Source organism: Trichococcus ilyis, from assembly GCF_900109135.1.
GTDB classification, from domain to species: domain Bacteria; phylum Bacillota; class Bacilli; order Lactobacillales; family Aerococcaceae; genus Trichococcus; species Trichococcus ilyis.
This window is the reverse complement of sequence record NZ_FNYT01000018.1, coordinates 17,157-35,965: the sequence shown is the minus strand read 5'-3', so window position 1 is coordinate 35,965 and position 18,809 is coordinate 17,157. Positions and strand designations below refer to the sequence as shown.

Annotated in this window: 15 protein-coding genes and 1 riboswitch; of the genes, 12 read left to right on the top strand and 3 right to left on the bottom strand. The window is 53.4% G+C overall.

Features of this window, described 5'->3' with window-relative positions; translation table 11 throughout:
- The first annotated feature begins 275 nt into the window (after positions 1 to 275).
- The 11 genes from purH to thiD all read left to right on the top strand — a co-directional run bounded on the left by purH (position 276) and on the right by thiD (position 14,191).
- Positions 276 to 1,817: a bifunctional phosphoribosylaminoimidazolecarboxamide formyltransferase/IMP cyclohydrolase gene (gene purH, locus BMX58_RS09355; RefSeq protein ID WP_068621105.1), complete on the top strand. Its 1,542-nt coding sequence runs from the start codon at positions 276 to 278 to the stop codon at positions 1,815 to 1,817.
- A 176-nt stretch (positions 1,818 to 1,993) separates the two neighbouring features.
- Positions 1,994 to 3,268 carry a phosphoribosylamine--glycine ligase gene (gene purD, locus BMX58_RS09350; protein WP_068621107.1) on the top strand — a complete coding sequence of 425 codons (1,275 nt, stop codon included), beginning with the start codon at positions 1,994 to 1,996 and terminating at the stop codon, positions 3,266 to 3,268.
- Between the two features lie 95 nt (positions 3,269 to 3,363).
- The gene (locus BMX58_RS09345; protein ID WP_093088832.1) at positions 3,364 to 4,353 is read left to right on the top strand and encodes a zinc-binding dehydrogenase; all 990 of its coding nucleotides are present in this window, start codon (positions 3,364 to 3,366) and stop codon (positions 4,351 to 4,353) included.
- A 255-nt stretch (positions 4,354 to 4,608) separates the two neighbouring features.
- Positions 4,609 to 6,000, top strand: coding sequence for a tRNA uridine-5-carboxymethylaminomethyl(34) synthesis GTPase MnmE (mnmE, locus tag BMX58_RS09340; RefSeq protein ID WP_068621109.1), 1,392 nt, complete (start codon positions 4,609 to 4,611; stop codon positions 5,998 to 6,000).
- 165 nt (positions 6,001 to 6,165) lie between these two features.
- Positions 6,166 to 8,061 (top strand): tRNA uridine-5-carboxymethylaminomethyl(34) synthesis enzyme MnmG, encoded by a 1,896-nt coding sequence (gene mnmG / locus BMX58_RS09335; protein WP_068621111.1) that lies wholly within the window; start codon positions 6,166 to 6,168, stop codon positions 8,059 to 8,061.
- A 427-nt stretch (positions 8,062 to 8,488) separates the two neighbouring features.
- The gene (locus BMX58_RS09330; RefSeq protein WP_068621113.1) at positions 8,489 to 9,337 is read left to right on the top strand and encodes an AraC family transcriptional regulator; all 849 of its coding nucleotides are present in this window, start codon (positions 8,489 to 8,491) and stop codon (positions 9,335 to 9,337) included.
- Positions 9,338 to 9,512: 175 nt separating this feature from the next.
- Positions 9,513 to 11,063, top strand: coding sequence for a prolyl oligopeptidase family serine peptidase (locus BMX58_RS09325; protein ID WP_239420504.1), 1,551 nt, complete (start codon positions 9,513 to 9,515; stop codon positions 11,061 to 11,063).
- A gap of 62 nt (positions 11,064 to 11,125) precedes the next feature.
- Positions 11,126 to 11,232: riboswitch (TPP riboswitch) on the top strand.
- A gap of 77 nt (positions 11,233 to 11,309) precedes the next feature.
- Positions 11,310 to 12,134, top strand: coding sequence for a hydroxyethylthiazole kinase (thiM, locus tag BMX58_RS09320; RefSeq protein ID WP_068621115.1), 825 nt, complete (start codon positions 11,310 to 11,312; stop codon positions 12,132 to 12,134).
- Positions 12,121 to 12,762, top strand: a complete 642-nt coding sequence (gene thiE, locus BMX58_RS09315; protein ID WP_068621117.1) for a thiamine phosphate synthase — start codon at positions 12,121 to 12,123, stop codon at positions 12,760 to 12,762. Before thiM ends, thiE begins: the two co-directional genes overlap by 14 nt.
- Positions 12,759 to 13,400, top strand: coding sequence for an HAD family hydrolase (locus BMX58_RS09310; RefSeq protein WP_068621119.1), 642 nt, complete (start codon positions 12,759 to 12,761; stop codon positions 13,398 to 13,400). Before thiE ends, BMX58_RS09310 begins: the two co-directional genes overlap by 4 nt.
- Before the next feature lie 8 nt (positions 13,401 to 13,408).
- The gene (thiD, locus tag BMX58_RS09305; protein WP_068621121.1) at positions 13,409 to 14,191 is read left to right on the top strand and encodes a bifunctional hydroxymethylpyrimidine kinase/phosphomethylpyrimidine kinase; all 783 of its coding nucleotides are present in this window, start codon (positions 13,409 to 13,411) and stop codon (positions 14,189 to 14,191) included.
- 68 nt (positions 14,192 to 14,259) lie between these two features.
- Here the strand turns inward: thiD and BMX58_RS09300 are convergent, their stop codons facing one another.
- Positions 14,260 to 14,616, bottom strand: a complete 357-nt coding sequence (locus tag BMX58_RS09300) for a GIY-YIG nuclease family protein (RefSeq protein WP_068621123.1) — start codon at positions 14,614 to 14,616, stop codon at positions 14,260 to 14,262.
- Between the two features lie 355 nt (positions 14,617 to 14,971).
- Between BMX58_RS09300 and BMX58_RS09295 the strand changes: the two genes are divergently transcribed.
- Positions 14,972 to 15,634, top strand: a complete 663-nt coding sequence (locus BMX58_RS09295; RefSeq protein ID WP_068621125.1) for an HAD family hydrolase — start codon at positions 14,972 to 14,974, stop codon at positions 15,632 to 15,634.
- A 55-nt stretch (positions 15,635 to 15,689) separates the two neighbouring features.
- On the opposite strand, the gene BMX58_RS09290 is transcribed toward BMX58_RS09295, so the two are convergent.
- Together BMX58_RS09290 and BMX58_RS09285 are read right to left on the bottom strand one after the other, a co-directional pair.
- On the bottom strand, positions 15,690 to 17,018 hold the full coding sequence (locus BMX58_RS09290; RefSeq protein ID WP_068621127.1) for an amidohydrolase: 1,329 nt from the start codon (positions 17,016 to 17,018) through the stop codon (positions 15,690 to 15,692).
- 2 nt (positions 17,019 to 17,020) lie between these two features.
- Complete coding sequence (locus BMX58_RS09285) at positions 17,021 to 18,727, bottom strand: adenine deaminase C-terminal domain-containing protein (protein ID WP_068621129.1); 1,707 nt, start codon at positions 18,725 to 18,727, stop codon at positions 17,021 to 17,023.
- Positions 18,728 to 18,809 lie beyond the last annotated feature (82 nt).

Genomic DNA, 18,809 nt, shown 5'->3' with positions numbered 1-18,809 from the left:
GCATCGTAGAGCGCAATAGGTACGATTTATCTAATTTCCGAAGGGCTAACCCGTGAAGCTAGCCATCATTATTAGGTGCATGAAACATTTTGCAAATGTGTGGAACACCTACGGTGATGCGCTTTTGTGTTAAAAAACTTTATAAATTCCTATATGTTAACAAAATGGATGAGGACTCCGCATTTGCGGAAGTCCTTCCTTTTGTTAAAACCGCAGTATACGGTATACAGAAGCGACAGAGCAAAATCCATCATAAATTTAAGGAGTGACACACAGTGACAAGAGCATTGATCAGTGTTTCAGATAAAACAGGCGTTGTAGCATTTGCGCAGGCATTAGCAGCAAAAGGAATCGAAATCATCTCCACTGGCGGAACGAAGAAGGCTTTGGAAGATGCAGGCGTACCGACTATTTCCGTTGAGGATGTAACCGGCTTTCCGGAAATGATGGACGGCCGCGTGAAAACCTTGCACCCACTGATCCACGGCGGACTTTTGGGCAGACGCGATCTTGCGGACCATATGCAAGCCATGAAAGAGCACAATATCGCACCGATCGATTTCGTTGTCGTCAACCTGTACCCATTCAAAGAAACGATCAGCAAAAACGATGTGACTTTGGCTGATGCCATCGAAAACATCGACATCGGCGGACCGAGCATGCTCCGCAGCGCTGCCAAGAACTATGCAAGCGTGACGGTCCTGACCGACCCGATCGACTACGCAAAAGTCCTTGCCGAATTGGAAGCAGCCGGCGAAACGACTTTCGAAACGCGCCAAGCCTTGGCTGCCAAAGTGTTCCGCCATACAGCCAGCTATGATGCTTTGATCGCGCAATATTTGACCAATGTGGTCGGCGAAACTGAACCTGAAAAATTGACATTGACCTATGATCTGAAACAAAGCCTGCGCTACGGAGAAAACGGCCACCAAACGGCGACTTTCTACCAAGAACCGTTGGCAGTGCCGTTCTCGATCGCAAGCGCGGTCCAATTGCACGGAAAGGAATTGTCCTACAACAACATCAAGGATGCTGATGCAGCCATCCGCATCGCCCGCGAATTCGACGAGCCCGCTGTGGTTGCCGTCAAGCACATGAATCCGTGCGGCGTGGGTATCGCAGAGGATATCGATGCAGCCTTCGATCGTTGCTATGCGGCTGACCCTGTCTCCATCTTCGGCGGCATCGTAGTTGCAAACCGTCCTTTGGATGTGGCGACTGCCGAAAAACTGAACAGCATGTTCCTTGAAATCGTGTTGGCGCCAAGCTATACGGAAGAGGCTTTGGCGATCCTGACCAAGAAAAAGAACATCCGCATCATGACCCTGGACTTCGCTGCAGCAAAAGCCGGCGGAAAAGAGTTTGTTTCCGTATTGGGCGGCATGCTGGAACAGACACAAGACATCAACACCGATGACGTACCGGCCAACTGGGAAGTCATGACCGAACGCCAACCGACAGAAGACGAAATGAAAGCAATGGATTTCGCCTGGAAAGTCGTCAAACACGTGAAGAGCAATGCCATCGTATTGGCGAACAGCAAACAAACAGTCGGCATCGGCGCAGGCCAAATGAACCGCGTCGGATCCGTCAAAATCGCCATCGAGCAAGCAGAAGCAGCCAATGCCATCGAAGGCGCTGTATTGGCGAGTGACGCTTTCTTCCCGATGAACGACAGCGTCGAATACGCAGCCAAACACGGCATCAAAGCCATCGTTCAGCCAGGCGGCAGCATCAAGGATCAAGATTCGATCGAAATGGCAAACAAATACGGCATCACCATGCTGAAAACAAGCGTAAGACACTTCAGACATTAAGATGCGATGAATCCCACGGTAGAAATCGAGCACTAAGAAGTCAAACGCAAAGCGGACGCTTTTTGTCCGCGTGCGGTTGACAGCTTAGGCGGAGATTTCTGGGATTCAGAGCTCGATTTAAACAGCACCAGTTCACCATTATCAAGCTTCATATAAAAGGTTGGAGGATCTAACAGATGAAACTTCTAGTAATCGGCAGTGGCGGACGCGAGCATGCCATCGCTAAAAAATTAACGCAAAGCCCGTTGGTGGAGACTGTCTACTGCGCCAAAGGCAACCCAGGGATGGCCCAGGACGGCATCACGCTGGTCGACATCGCGGAAAATGACCACCAAGGTTTGATCCAATTCGTCAAAGACAACGGCATCGCCTGGACCTTCGTCGGACCGGAAATCCCCTTGTTTGAAGGGGTAACGGATGCATTTGAAGCGGCTGGCCTGAAAATCTTCGGACCTAGCAAAAAAGCGGCCGACCTGGAATGCTCCAAACAATTCGCAAAAGACTTGATGAAAAAATACGGCATCCCGACTGCAGCCTATGAGACTTTCGAAGACTATGAGGCAGCTGTTGCTTATGTGGAAGCCAATGGTGTTCCGATCGTCATTAAGGCGGACGGCCTGGCAGCCGGCAAAGGCGTCGTTGTTGCGATGACGATGACTGAGGCTCTGGATGCGCTGAACGATATGCTGCTGCAAGGGAAATATGCAGCAGGCAAGCCAAAAGTCGTCATCGAAGAGTACCTTGAAGGGGAAGAATTCTCGTTGTTCGCGCTGGCGAACGGTGCGAAGTACTACTATTCAGGCGTCGCGCAAGACCACAAACGCGCCTATGATGGCGATAAAGGCCCGAATACGGGCGGCATGGGCGCTTATTCGCCTGTACCGCAAGTTTCCCAGGCTTTGATCCAAGAAACGCTGGATACAGTCATTAAACCGACTGTGGAAGCGATGGTCGCTGAAGGCGTCCCGTTCAAGGGAGTTGTCTATGCCGGCTTGATGATCACCGCCAAAGGGTTGCGCGTCATTGAATTCAATGCCCGTTTCGGCGATCCGGAAACACAGGTCATCATGAACCAGATGGCTTCCGACTTGGCGCAAGTCATCGATGACATCCTGAACGGAAAAGATCCGGTCATCGAAATGTATACCGATCGTTACACCTTGGGGGTTGTCGTTGCCGCTGAAGGTTATCCGGAAGCACCGCTGAAAGACATCCCGCTGCCTGATCTGGATACCGACAATGCCGAATGCATCGTTTATGCTGCAGGCGTGAAGTCCGGCGAACAAGGCTTGTTGTCCAACGGCGGACGCATCCTGCTGATTGCTGCCCAGGACGAAACGCTGCAGGCCGCGCAGGACAAAGCTTACCGTTACCTGAATGCAAATCCGATCGCACATACATTCTACCGTTCCGATATCGGAGCGAAAGCGATCCGTTTCACAGAAAAATAGCAAGTTGGGGGAGGCTGCGGTCTCCCTCTTTGTATTTCTGCCGGGAAAAGTTATACTGGATACAACAGATTGATTCCATTTGAGGAGTGAGCGATATGGTGAAAACATTGATTCACAGCGGAAAAGTCGGGTTGGAAGGTTTGAAATGGGAAGACCGTGCGGAGCAGCCGACAGGTCCTTCCGAAATAAAAATCAAAGTCAAAGCGGCCGGGCTGAACCATCGCGATCTTTTTGCCTTGAGCCAGGCGCATGAGAAGCATCCGGTGGTCATCGGCTCGGATGCTGCCGGCATCGTGACGGCTGTCGGATCAGAAGTGACGCGTTTCCGGATCGGCGATGAGGTGATGATTTATCCCGGAAGCGGCTGGCGCGAAAACAGCGACACGGCTCCGGAGACCTTCACGATCCTCGGGAGTTCGGATCGGGGCGCTATGGCGGAGGAAATCGTCGTTTCTGAAGAGAATGCCGTCCCTAAACCGACCCACTTGTCCTGGGAAGAGGCTGGCGTGCTGTCCTTATCCGCTTTGACCGCTTACCGGGCTTTGTTCACCAAAGGCGGCGTGTCGGCAGGCATGAAAGTGCTGATACCCGGCATCGGCGGTGGAGTGGCCACCTATCTGCTGCAATTCGCCAAAGCCGCCGGAGCGACGGTGTACGTATCTTCCCGCTCGCAGGCCAAATTGGATAAGGCGCTGCAGCACGGAGCCGATCAGGGCTTGCTGCACGATGAGGATTGGCCGGAAGGCATCGGCGGTAAAGTCGATGTGGTGATCGAGTCGGTCGGTGCGGCCACTTTCGACAAATCGCTGGATGCGGTCCGCAGAGGCGGAACGATCGTCACGTTCGGCTCCTCGACCGGCGATCTGGTCACCTTTGACTTGCGCAGATTTTTCTATGGCCAGTATACGCTGAAGGGCTCGACGATGGGCAGCTTCGCAGAATACGAAGCCATGCTTCGGTTTGTCGAGGAACAGGGTCTCCATCCGGTGGTGGATGCCGTTTATCCCGCCGAAGATTTCAAGGAAGCCTTCCTGCGGCTGGAGAACGCCGAACAGACAGGTAAAATCGCCCTGCAGCTCGGCTGATCTGCAATGTCATCATCCTGTTGGTGGCCGGTGGGTTGTTGCGTGCGGCCTATCTGATGACGAAATAAAAAACGTCCGCCAAAGGCTTGCATTGCGCCCGTATTGCTTGTATAATCGGCTAGAAATCTATTTATAGTAAGCTGAAAAGAATATCCAAAGTGAAATGCAGTCAAAGTGCTTTTCCTCCTGCTTGAAAAAGGGGAGGAGTGGGCACTTTTTTTGTACGCTGAAACAACCAGGAAAGGACGACAAAGAATGATTACAAATGAATTTGACACCATTGCCGCCATTTCGACGCCGCCGGGAGAAGGGGCCATCGGGATTGTGCGTTTGAGCGGGGATCAGGCCATCCAGATAGCCGACAGATTATACCGGGCCGGGACGAAGCATCTGGCTGATGTCGCCACCCATACCATCAATTATGGGCACCTCTATGATCCGCGCACAGGCGACATGATCGACGAAGTCATGGTCTCCGTCATGCACGGACCGAAGACGTTCACCCGCGAAGATGTCGTGGAGATCAACTGCCACGGCGGTGTCGTGAGCGTCAACCGGATTCTGCAGACGATCCTCCAGAACGGCGCCCGCATGGCCGAGCCCGGGGAATTCACGAAGCGCGCCTTCTTGAACGGCCGGATCGATCTGTCGCAGGCCGAAGCGGTCATGGACTTGATCCGCGCCAAAACCGACTGGGCGATGAATGTGGCGCTGCATCAGCTGGACGGCAAATTGTCCGGCATGATCCGCGATATCCGCCAGATCATCCTGAACACGTTGGCGGAGGTGGAAGTGAACATCGACTACCCGGAGTACGATGACGTCGAGGAAGTGACGACGCAGCTGCTGAAGGACCGCACGATTGAAGTGCGCGGCCACATCCAGCATCTGCTGGACACCGCCAAGCAAGGCAAGATCCTGCGCGAAGGGCTTCAGACAGCCATTATCGGCCGTCCGAACGTCGGGAAATCGAGTCTGCTCAACCGTCTGCTGCGTGAAGAGAAAGCCATCGTGACGGACATCGCCGGCACGACCCGTGATACGATCGAGGAATACGTGAACGTCAGAGGCGTTCCCTTGAAGCTGATCGACACTGCCGGCATCCGCGAAACCGATGACGTCGTCGAAAAGATCGGGGTTGAACGCAGCCGAAAAGCTTTGGCTGAAGCCGATCTGATCCTGCTGTTGATCAACCAGAACGAAGGCCTGACGGAAGAGGACAAGCAGCTGCTGGAGGACACGAAGGACATGAACCGCATCATCCTGATGAACAAAATGGATTTGGATGCGAACATGACGGCAGCCGATCTGGAACCTTGGAGCGATTCGGAAAGAATCATCGAAACATCGATGCTGAGCGAAAGCGGTTTGGATCAACTGGAGAAACAGATCACGAAGATGTTCTTCTCCGGGGAAACCGGCGAGAAGGATGCAACCTATGTATCCAATGTCCGCCACATCGCGCTCCTGAACGACGCGATGGATTCGCTGGATGAAGTGCTGAACGGGATCGAATCCGGAATGCCGATCGACCTTGTCCAGATCGACTTCACCCGCTGCTGGGACCTCCTCGGAGAAATCACCGGCGACAGCGTCCAGGACGAACTCCTGACCCAACTATTTACACAATTCTGCCTAGGAAAATAACAGGATACGATGAATTGCGGGTAGAGGGTGAGCACTAAGGGGACAAACACAAAGCGGACGTTTTTTGTCCGTGTGTGGTTGTCAACTTAGGCGGAACCCTCTGCAATTCAGAGTTCAACTAAAATGATTAACACAAAAAGATAGCACACTGAAAGGAATGGAAAGATGAACAGATTTGAAGCTGGAAGTTTTGATGTGATTGTTGTGGGGGCCGGACATGCCGGGTCCGAAGCGGCGCTTGCCGCTGCACGGATGGGATGCAGCACGATGCTGGTCACGATCGATTTGAACATGGTCGCCTTCATGCCCTGCAACCCGTCGATCGGCGGACCCGCAAAAGGCGTCGTCGTAAGGGAAATCGATGCATTGGGCGGTGAAATGGGACGCAACATCGACAAAACGTATATCCAAATGCGCATGCTGAACACAGGGAAAGGCCCTGCCGTCCAAGCATTGCGCGCGCAAGCGGATAAGGATGACTATGCCCATCATATGAAGCACACCATCGAAAAACAGGAGAACCTCTTGCTGAAGCAAGCCATCGTCGAGGAACTAATCGTCGAAGACGGCGAAGTCAAGGGCGTCGTGACGCACACAGGCGCCGTTTACCGCGCAGGAGCCGTCGTCATCACAGCCGGAACCTCTTCGCGAGGGAAAATCATCATCGGGGATCTGGTCTATTCCTCCGGCCCGAACAACTCGCAGCCGTCCATCAAATTATCCGAAAATCTGCTTGATCTCGGGTTTGAATTGGCGCGCTTCAAGACCGGCACGCCGCCGCGGGTGATGGCTTCGACCATCGATTATTCAAAAACCGAAGAACAGCCCGGTGACGTCGAGCCGAACCATTTCAGCTTCCTTTCCAAAGATGAGGACTATCTGAAAGAGCAACTGTCCTGCTGGCTGACCTATACGAGTCCGGAAAGCCATGAGATAATCCGCGACAATCTCCACCGTGCGCCGATGTTCACGGGCATCGTGGAAGGCGTAGGGGCGCGCTATTGCCCATCGATCGAAGACAAAATCGTCCGTTTCAGCGACAAGCCGCGCCATCAGCTTTTCCTTGAGCCTGAAGGCCGAGAAAACGAAGAAGTCTATGTGCAGGGCTTGTCCACCTCGTTGCCGGAGGATGTTCAGCTTGATCTGATCCGTTCCGTACCGGGGATGGAAAATGCCCAAATGATGCGGACAGGCTATGCCATCGAATACGATGTCGTGAAACCGCACCAGCTGCGCCTTTCCTTGGAGACGAAATTGGTGAAGAATCTGTTCACTGCCGGCCAGACGAACGGCACATCCGGTTATGAAGAAGCCGCCGGACAAGGCATCATCGCCGGCATCAATGCGGCGTTGGCGGTGCAAGGCAAAGAACCTTTCATCCTGAAACGCAGCGACGGCTATATCGGCGTCATGATCGACGATCTGGTCACCAAAGGAACGATGGAGCCTTACCGCTTGCTGACTTCCCGCGCCGAGTACCGTCTGTTGCTTCGACACGACAATGCCGACTTCCGCTTGACCGAAATGAGCCGCGAAATCGGTTTGGTGACGGAAGAACGCTATGCCTCATTCCTGGAGAAAAAACAGGCCGTCGAAAACGAAATCGTGCGCCTCGAAAACACCCGCCTGAAACCGACCGAAGAACTGCAGGCTTTCCTTGCGGAACAAAATTCTGCTCCGCTGAAGGACGGCATTCTGTTCGCCGATCTGCTGAAGCGTCCGGAATTGAAGTATGAAGGTCTGATCGCTTTTGCGCCACTTGAAGCAGCCTTGCCGAAAGAGGTCATCAAGCAAGTGGAAGTGCAGATCAAATACGCCGGCTACATCAAGAAAGCCGTCGAAAAAGTGGACAAATTGAAGAAGATGGAAGAAAAACGCATCCCTGCGAACATCGATTACGATGCCATCAACGGAATCGCGAACGAAGCCAAGCAGAACCTGAAGAAGATCCAACCGGAAACGATCGCCCAAGCGAGCCGTATCAGCGGCGTCAACCCAGCCGACATTTCCGTCCTGATGGTCTATGTGACCCAAGGGAAAATCGCAAAAATCTCGGAATAAAATAGAGCGTGATGGATCCCGGGCAGAAAGCGAGCACTAAGAGGACTACCACAAAGCGGACGCTTTTTGTCCGCGTGTGGTAATCAGCTTAGGCACAGATTTCTGGGATTCAGAACGCGTTTGATAGAGCGTGATGATTCGCGGTAGATAAGAATAGAAATCCGGGGCTGTCTCCTTCGAGGCAGTCCTGTTTTTGTCGTTATCCTTTTTCTCCTCCGGCCAGCGGAGGCTTCGCCGGAGTTCGGCCCGCATGTTCACCTGTAAACCCCGATGAGCACGGGTTCATCGGGGTTAAGTCTGATTTCGGGGGCTGTTCTCCTGTGAGTGGATCCTTCACCGGAGCTGCGCATACATTCGTCGTTCTTGAAGAACGAACTATAGTATAATGGAACGTAAATGCAACAAGAAAGAACAGGAGGTGCGGCAGTTGCGCTACCGTCATGAAATCATCGAACCGGATCCGGAACTCCCGGTTTTCTATATTTTCCACAACGAAAGGGAGGATTCCGGCGTCCTGGCCCATTGGCACAAATCGTTGGAGATCAGCTACACGATGACCGGAAAGATCAGTAAGTTCACGATCGACGGCACCGAACACGAAACGAATGCCGGTGACATCCTCGTCATCAATTCGAATGCGGTCCATTCCATCTGGGACGAGCACAATAAAACGAAAGCCTTGTCGCTCATTTTCCCTTATGCCTTCATCAAAGCCGAGATATCCGACTACGACAACAAAAGCTTCCGTTTGACGAACCGTTTCGCCTTCACGGACCTGCAAAAAGAGAAGTTGGCCGAACTGCGCGGCTTGCTGGACCGGTACTTTTTTGTGATGGAAAGCGACGGCGCGGATAAGGGGAGGCTCTTGCTGAAAGGACTCCTCTATCAGATCCTCCATCTTCTGGATGCGCATTTTTCCGTCCCGAAAACAGAGCGGAACAGCGGAAATGATTCGTTGCCGCTGATTGCCGCCATAACCGAATACATCGACGACAATCTGGAAAAGGATCTCGCGCTCGACAAGCTGGCCGCGGCTTTCCATCTCTCCTATACGCATCTGTGCAGATTGTTCAAAAAGGAAACCGGCAACACCATCCATAGCCACATTGTCGAACAGCGGCTCAACAAAGCCGTGAAGCTGCTGATGTTCACGGAAAAAAACATCCGTTATATCGTGGATGCCTGCGGATTTCCCAACCAAAAATCCTTTTCGGCAGCCTTCAAAAACAAATACGGGATGACGCCGAAACGTTACCGGGACGAAAACAGGGCATAATCCGCCCATAATCAAGGCACAAATCGCCCCTTTTTTTTCGGCTAATCACCTAAAATAGCAAATAGGGAAAGCGCTACCTGTTTCAGCTATGATTGATTTCCGAAAGAATGAAACCGTTTTAGGGAAGCCGGGCTGCCGGCTGACCGGAGCGATAAAAGGGACATGGAGGGATTGGATGATGAAACGTAAGGCAATCAGCACTATTTTTACACTGGGGCTATCGGCGGGCTTGCTGGCCAGCTGCGGCGCCAATGAATCGGCGGATCAAGAGGATTCGGCAAAACAGGAAAGTGTGCAGCAGGCCGATGCATACGCTGGCGTCGTGAAGACCAGCATCTATGTGAAAGGCTATGAAGGCGGACCGGGCGTACCGAAACTCATCATTGAACTGGAGGATGAAGTCGACAGCGTCGATCCGAGCGGCTGGCAGGTCGTGACGGCCGGCGCGGAACGCACGGTGACGGACGTCTATACTTCAGATGAGAACGGCGATCCGCAGGAGAATTCGAACTTCATCGCGATCGATATGGAGACAGGCTTCAACGATGCGACTTTCAGTGTGGTCGGATCCCCGTTCACCTACAATACGACGACATCGATGAATGAATGGTCCCCAGCTTATGAGGTCGCAATCGCTGCCCCTTCCGTCACGATCGAGGACGAAACCTACTCCTTGAGCATCACTGAGGATGCCGTCAATAACCGCATCTCGCCGGATACCGATCTTTTTAACTTCAGGGGCTCCTTCACCGGCACTTATGTGAATCCGCTGACGGATCTGGAAGAGGAATTGACGTTGTCGACAGCCGCTTATGAACCGGAGGACCTTTCCAGAGGGGAGGCGAATCCATTGGTCATCTGGCTGCACGGCCAAGGGGAAGGCGGAACGGATCCGGACATTGCCATCCTCGGCAATGAAGTATCGGCTTTGGCAAAAGAGGAGATCCAATCCAATTTCAAAACGGATGATGTGACCGGCGCTTACGTGCTGGCTGTCCAAACGCCTACCTATTGGATGGATGAAGGCGACGGCACCAACGGCAACGGCAGCGGAATTTCCAGATACACGGAAATCCTGATGGCTACCATCGAGGACTACGTCGCCGCGCATCCGGACGTCGACACCGACCGCATCTATCTGGGCGGCTGTTCGAACGGCGGCTACATGACGATGAACATGGTCATCCAATACCCTGAATATTTCGCGGCGGCTTATCCGGTCTGCGAGGCCTACGCCTATTACGAATACGAACGCAACAGCGACGGCACGTATGTGAAGACGAATGATGAAGCTACCGGGACTTCCGCTTTCGTGAAGACGGAGCAGCCGTGGTTCACGGAAGAAAAAATCCAGGCGCTCAAATATCTGCCGATCTGGTTTGTCCAATCAGCGGATGATCCGGTTGTCGTCCCTGCCAATTTTGTGCTGCCTACCTACCAGGCGCTCGTTCAGGCCGGCGCGGAAAATGCTTGGCTCTCCTACTACGAAACGGTTGAAGGGACGGACAGCCCGGGCACAACTTACTTGGGCCACTTCTCCTGGATCTACTTGTTCAACAACCAAGTGACCGGCGTCCAGGATAAGGCAGCGATCGCGGCCGCAACCGATGCCGAAACTTTCGGCACCGAACCGAATAACGCTGCTGGCGGCGGAACAGCTGCAGCGACGGTCGGCGCAACCACCTACGCGAACATTTTCGAGTGGCTGAATGCACAATCCAAATAAAAAATCAGCAAAAATCGTGCTTGAGTAACGCTGGTGCATATGCTAAGATGAGCACATAACTGCATACGAAAAAAGGGAGCTTGTGTCAGCAGGCTGAGAGGAAGTCATCAACTTCGACCTATTACCTGATTTGGATAATGCCAACGTAGGGAAATAACATTGAATGATTCTATTCAGCGGGAAATGCCTATTTCGGACATTTCCCGCTTTTTTTGTCGCATTGCACAAACTATCTGGAGGTATCCCATGTTCAAAACGCTATTCGAAAACGTCCAGCAGCAGACGCCGCTGGTCCACTGCATCACCAATTATGTCACCGTCAATGATGTCGCCAACGTCCTGCTGGCTGCCGGAGGATCGCCGATCATGGCGGATGCCCCCGAGGAAGTTGCGGATATCACTGCTATCTGCACTGCGCTGAACCTGAACATCGGCACGCTGAACAGCCGGGCCGTGGAATCCATGCTGCTGGCCGGGCGTCAAGCCAATGCCCTTGCCCATCCCGTTGTTTTGGACCCGGTCGGCGCCGGGGCCTCCCCTTTCAGGACGGAAACGACATTCAAATTGCTGGAGCAAGTGGCTTTCACCGTCATCAAAGGCAACATTTCGGAAATGAAGACAATCGATGCCGGAAGCGGCACGACAAAAGGAGTGGATGCCGACGTCAGCGATGCCGTGACGGAGGAGACGCTCGACGCAGCCGTCGCTTTCGCCAAGCGTTTGGCCGACCGGAATGATGCCGTCATCGCAATCACCGGCGCAATCGATATCGTTGCCGACCGAGACAGAGCCTTCGTTATCCGCAACGGGCACCCGCAGATGGCGAAGGTGTCCGGCACCGGCTGCATGCTTTCGGCATTGATCGCAGCCTATTGCGGAGCGAACCCGGAACAGACGCTTGAGGCTGCCGCGGCGGCGGTTTGCCTGATGGGCGTCAGTGGCGAATGGGCTTATGAAAGGATGTTGCAGAACGCGGCCGGGACGTCATCCTACCGTGGTTACATCATCGATGAAATCAGCAAGATGTCAGCGGAAAGATTGGAAGGGGGCGCTAAAATTGAGAGTAGATAAAAGCGATTTGCTGCTGTATGCGGTGACCGACCGCCAATGGCTGGGGGAAGCGTCCTTGGCCGAACAGCTTGAAGAAGCCATCCAAGCAGGCGTCACCGTTGTGCAATTGCGCGAAAAAGAACTGGATTTTGATGCCTTCGTCTCCCTCGGAAAGGAAGTGCAGGCCGTGGCCAAACGCCATCGTGTTCCCCTTATCATCAATGATGCTGTCGAGGTGGCCTTGGCGCTGGATGCGGACGGCGTGCATGTGGGGCAGAGCGATATGCAGGCGGGCGACGTCCGCAGCCGGATCGGCGAAGGGAAAATCCTGGGCGTTTCCGCCCATTCCGTCGAAGAGGCGCTGGCGGCGGAACAGAACGGAGCCGATTACCTTGGAGTCGGCGCCATCTACGGAACAGCAACGAAACCGGATGCGAATGCGTTGTCGATCGAAACGGTGCAGCAGATCTGCCGCGCGGTCAGCATACCCGTTGTGGGGATCGGCGGCATCTCTGAAGGGAACATCCTCAACCTGAAGGGAAGCGGCGTCGACGGGATCGCTGTCGTATCCGCCATCTTTGCGCAGCCGGACATAACAGCAGCAGTGAAGAGACTGCGTCCGCTGGCGGAAGCGCTGGTGCAGCCATGATGCTGGAAGCGGCCATCTTCGATCTGGACGGGACATTGTTGGACTCCATGCCGATCTGGCAGGGGCTGGGGGAAAACTACTTGCTTCAGAAAAAGGTACAGCCGGCTCCAGGGCTGCAGGACACCTTGAAGACGCTGAGCCTGCAGCAAGCCGCGCAACATTTTCAAACAGTTTATGGCTTGCAAGAAGCCGAAGAGACGATTATTGCGGAGATCGAAACGTTGATTGCGGATTCTTACCGCTATGAAATCCCGCTGAAAGCCGGTGCAGCGGAACAGCTGCAGTCACTGCAGGAACGGGGAATAAAGATGTGCATCGCCACCGCGACCGAAAGAAATTTGGCCGAGAGTGCTTTGGAGCGCCTGGATATCCGGAAATATTTCAGCACGGTGCTGACGAGCAGCGAAGTAGGGGCAGGCAAAGAGGATCCGCGCATTTACCAGCGGGCGCTCGAACAGCTTGGAGCCCCTATCGCGAAAACTATCGTCTTTGAGGATGCCCTGCATGCCATCGAAACGGCAACGGCAGCCGGATTCCGCGTAGTCGGCGTCCATGACGAGACGGCGGCGCAGGACAGGGAGCGCATCGAAGCACTGACGGAGCAGTACATCTATTCATTTTCGGATTGGAAAGGATGAGCAAAAAGATGAAAACAGTATTGACGATCGCCGGCTCGGACAGCAGCGGCGGAGCGGGGATCCAAGCGGACCTGAAGACGATGATGGCGCACAAAGTCTACGGGATGAGCGTCATCACGGCGCTGACGGCCCAAAACACGACCGGCGTTGCCGGGATCATGGAGGCGACGCCCGAGTTTGTGGCACAGCAGCTGGATTGCGTCTTCACGGATATCCGCCCTGATGCGGTGAAGATCGGCATGGTCTCGAATGCCGCAATTATCAAAGTCATCGCGGAGAAATTGGTCGAATATGAAGCCGAGAACATCGTCGTGGATCCGGTCATGGTGGCCACCAGCGGCAGCAGCCTGATGCAGGATGATGCCAGCCAAGCTTTGCGGACGCTGCTCTTGCCGTTGGCGGATGTGATCACCCCGAATGTGCCGGAAGGAGAGGTGCTGAGCGGCGTCAGGATCGAAACGAAAGCGGATATGCTGGCTGCTGCGGACCGCATCGCTTCGGCAGCTGGGACCGGTGTGCTGCTGAAAGGCGGCCATCTCGAGGACAGTGCCGACGATCTGCTCTTTGTGAACGGAAAAGCCAGTTGGTTCGAGTCGGAACGGATCGAAAATCCGAATACGCACGGCACCGGCTGTACGCTCTCATCGGCGATCGCAGCGAATCTGGCTTTAGGCTACGGGATGGAGGAGAGCATCAGCCGTGCCAAAGGCTACATCACCGGCGCGCTCCGCGACGGGTTGGATCTGGGCAATGGCAGCGGCCCGCTCAACCATGCTTATCGGATCAATTAATGAAAGAAGAAGGGCGGGCTCAAGGTAACGATGAGACCTCCCTTCTTCTTATTTTGTACCCGCCAGCCTTACGCTTTCGGCCGGCGGTTGTAGCCGCGCTCCCCGAAAGGTTGCTTATCGCTCAACCATTTTTCCTCCAGCTGTTCCAAGGCCTTCTTTTCGTTGAAGGAAGGGTCTTCGCTCTTTTCCAGCACTTCCAAAACCGTAAAAGTGAAGGCGTCCGGCCCGAAGTGGTTCCAATCGGCTTGGAGCTCTTTATTGTTGTTGGCACCCATGTTCAAAATGTGTTTCATGCCATTCAAAGTCTTCAAGTTCGGTGTTTTTCCGATAAAAATCTTTTGATTTTCCGTGTTCGCTACTTCGTAAATGCCGGCTTCGATAGGCACCTCTTCGAATTGACGCCGCAGCTCTTTTTTCTCTGCCATTTCGTTTCCAACTTTCTTTCTGGATTTACTCAGAATCATACGCAAATTTTGATATTCCGTCAATTGCCCCTATCCAAAGGGCAAGACCGCAACGCACAAGAACCGAACGGAAAAATCAAGTACATTCAGTAAGTGTGTGTCGGTTAACGTTCGGTAATTGCGGTATTATAGTGGTGAAAACGAGTGAATTCTTTCCAAATTCTAAATAAAACCTCATTATTCTGTCGTTTTTGTTTGCTATAATTTTGATTATAGTGAACATTCGGAATTTTTGGACTTTGCGTCAAAAATGGAGCATGCCTCTATTCTATTGTCCGCATCCAGTTCATAGTTGCGATCGAAGGGAAGATGGAAGATGGGATTATTATTATTCGATTTTGACGGGACCTTGGCGGAAACATGCAAAATCAGCGAAATGGCTACAATGGATACGTTTGAACAATTCGGCTATCCCGCTCCAACCACTGAACAGCTTCGAGCGGACAGAGGAAAACCGCATGTCGTTAAGTTTACCGGCTATCTGGCGCAACAGGAACTCTCCTCAGCCGAAATGGACAAGCTGATGGAGGTCTTCTGGGACAACTACGAAAAATATGAAAATATGCTGTTGGAATCCTATGATCTGGCGCGGGAGTCCCTGCTGGAACTGAAAGGGAATGGACACCGGCTGGGTGTGATTTCCAACAAAGCGACCAAAGCTTTGCTGCGCAGTCTGGCTGCAGTCGATCTGCTGGATCTGATGGAAGTGATCATCGGCTTGGATAACATGAACCAGCACAAACCGGACCCTGAAGCCATCTTCACAGCCTGGGAAAAAATCCCGATGGCGAAGGAAGAGACTGTCATGATCGGCGATACCATCTATGATATGCAGATGGGCAAAATGGCCGGCACAAAGACCGTCGGTATCACTTGGGGCGGCAGTTCCGCCCAAACTTTGCGCGCGGAAAATCCTGACCGCATCGCCAACTCCTTCGTGGAACTGGAAATCGTCATCGCAAGTCTGCTCGATGCGTAAATATACAGAAACAAAGCCGCTGTCCTTTTTTATCAGGACGGCGGCTTTTTCGCAATCAGAGGACCGGCTTCTTTTCGTTTGCTTTCGCTTGCTTGGTGAACTCCTGCATTTCGGACGCCAAAGCAGTCCGCAATGCATTCAGGTTTTGGGCGACAAGCCGCTTATCTTTTACGATCGGGGCCCCGTTGATGAAGACCTCGGATACATTGCCGGCATTTGCGGAATAAACGAGTACGGCATAAGGATCGAATATCGGGAACATATTAGCGGATTCCGTCTCGACAAGCACAATGTCGGCTTTTTTGCCTGGTTCCAGCGAGCCGATTTTGTCGGCCAGCCCCAACACTTCTGCGCCCCCCATCGTTGCGAGGCGGACAATCTCCCTTGCCGGGAAAGCGCCGCGGTCCTGCAGATGGGTTTTATGGAAATTAGCGAACATGCGCATTTGAGTGAACAGATCCAATGTGTTTCCGCTGCTTGGTCCATCCGTTCCGAGCCCGACCCGGATGCCTGCCTCGAGCATGGCTTTTACGGGTGCTACGCCTTTTGCGGACTTCGTGTTCGCTCCGATGCAGTGCGCGACGGCGACTTCATTTTGCTGCAGGAGCGTGATATCCTCTGGTGTCACATGGATGCAGTGGGCGGCGATAAGCCGTTTGTTCAAGATGCTCAAGTCATTCAGGAAGGCTACCGGTGTTTTTCCGTATTTTTCCTGAAAGTGGCGGATTTCATAGTCCATCTCACTCAGATGCAAGGTGAGCGGGACGCCGTATTTTTCCGCGATGTCCGCTGCCCGACGTAAAGCTTGCGGGCTGTTCGTATTGGGGGCATGCGGCGCGATGGCAGGCGTGATCAGATTGTGGCCCAGCCATTTGGGGATGAAAATCTCTGCATAAGCCAAACCGCCGTGCGCTTCGGTTGTGTCGCAGGTTGCAAAATCGATGACGGTTTCCCCAAGGATGGCCCGTGCCTTCATTTCATCCGTTGCCTGTGCCAACTCGTCTTCAAAATAATACATGTCCATGAAGGTGGTCACACCGGCCAATTGCATTTCGGCGATGGCATATTTCCCGCTATGGTAAGCCAAGTCTTTGGTCATGCAAGCTTTCTCCAAAGGGAAGAGAAAGCGGCGCAGCCGGTCCGGCGTGTCGTCGCCGAGGGAACGGAAAGGGATCATGCCGATGTGGGTGTGGGTGTTCACCATGCCGGGCATGGCGATAGCATTCTTTCCGTCGAGCATATGGTCATAACCGGCACTTGGCTGCTCTTCGGTGGGGCCGACCGCAAGGATGCGGTCGTTTTCGAAAAGGATGAAGCCTTTTTCAAAGACCTCATACTCCGGGTTCATCGTCAGAACAGTGGCATTCGTTATCAGTGTTTTCATTTTTACCTCGCAATCAACGGGATGGCGGCATGGGTATGCACGTCCATCATCCCGTAATCCGTTATTTTGATGGCCGGCGATACCGGCAAGGACAAAGTCGAAAAGCTCATGATTTCGTTGCTGTTCCGATAGCCTAAAGCAACCATTCCGGCACGGACATCACGAAGCTGCCGGCCCAATGTCTGAACCGGAACATCGCTCAAAATGCCGCCTATCGGCAGAGGACAGGATCCGAGGATATCCCCGTCATGGATGACGATGTAGCCGCCGTGCAAGGACAGCAGCTTTTGCTGGGCGAGAAGCATATCTTCAGCATCGGTACCCAGGACCATCAAGTTGTGGTGATCATGTGCCCAGGTCGTTGCGATTGCGCCTTTTTCGGTCAGCGCGTTTTCAACCAACCCGAAGCCGATGTTGCCGTTTTTTCCGTAGCGCTCCATTACCAAAAGGAGCGCCAGGCCGCTGCCTTCCCAGTCCAGATAGCCGTCCTTCACGGCGAGTTCGCGCTGGACCGGTTCGGTGAAGGTGCCGATTTGCTGGATCTGGATGACATTGCAGCAGACCGAAGCGGCATTGGTTGACACCGGGATGCGCAAATCTTTGGCAGTCAGCGCCCGGCAATGGACAGAGTCATAGAAGTGCGCAGGAAAGGCGGGTTTTTCATTCGGGTAGGAGATGGCAGCCCCTTTTGTATGCACCAATTTTCCGTTTTTGTAGACTGCCGCTATCTCCAGTTTCTCCGGATCGTCCAGCAAAATGAAATCCGCTTTGAATCCGGCAACGATCGCGCCGCGATCCTGGAAGCCCATCCGCCTTGCCGGTGTGTAAGTTGTGCAGTAGATGGCCTTTTCGATCGGCATGCCGGCTGCGATTGCGGCCCGGACATTGGCATCCAGATGACCTTCAAGCAGGTCATCCGCCATGATATCATCAGTGATAATCGCTGCATATTCGTAGAAGTTATATTCCTCCAGGACAGCCATGTTTTCCGGCGTGATCGATTTTTTCTGGAATTCAAGGAACATCCCGTTGCTGATCTTCTCATGAATCGATTCGGGGCTTTGATGGGTATGGTCCGCTGTGATGCCGGCGTACATGAACTTTGCCAAGTCGACTCCGGAAACGCGCGGCACATGTCCTTCCAAGGGCATGAACGGCTTTTTGAGCTGCGTTTCCCTGAGGATCTGGCGGATCAGGGAATCCGGTTCGCTCGTGATGCCTTTGAAATTCATGGCTTCCCCAAGGGCGATGACGCGCGGATTATCCAGCAGGCTGCGCACTTCTTCCACTCCGATGAATCCCCCGGTGGTCTCGAGTTCGGGTGTGGTGGACGGGACCGATGACGGGATCGCATAGAAAATATCCAGGTCGGTTTCTTCCGCCAGAAAAGCATCCATGCCTTCCAAACCGAAAACATTGGTTATCTCGTGGGCATCTGCGACCACGGTGGTGACACCATAGGAAAGAGCGGCCCCCGAGAAAAGAGAAGGGGGAATCATGGAACTTTCGATGTGCATGTGGATGTCGATCAATCCAGGGATGAGGTACTGTCCGGATGCATCCACGGTTTCCTTCGGTTGGAATGATTGCAGGTCCTCGGTGCTGATGTAGTAGAATTTGCCGGCCGCGATGGCGACGTTTTTCTGTTCGAAAGTCTTCAGGAAACTGTTGAAGACTGACGCGTTTTCGATGACTAGGTCGATTTGCATAAGGGCCTCCTAAAATGGTCTTTTCACTATTGTATAATGGGGGATACAAGAAAAGCCACGGCGGTGCCGTGGCTTTTGGCTT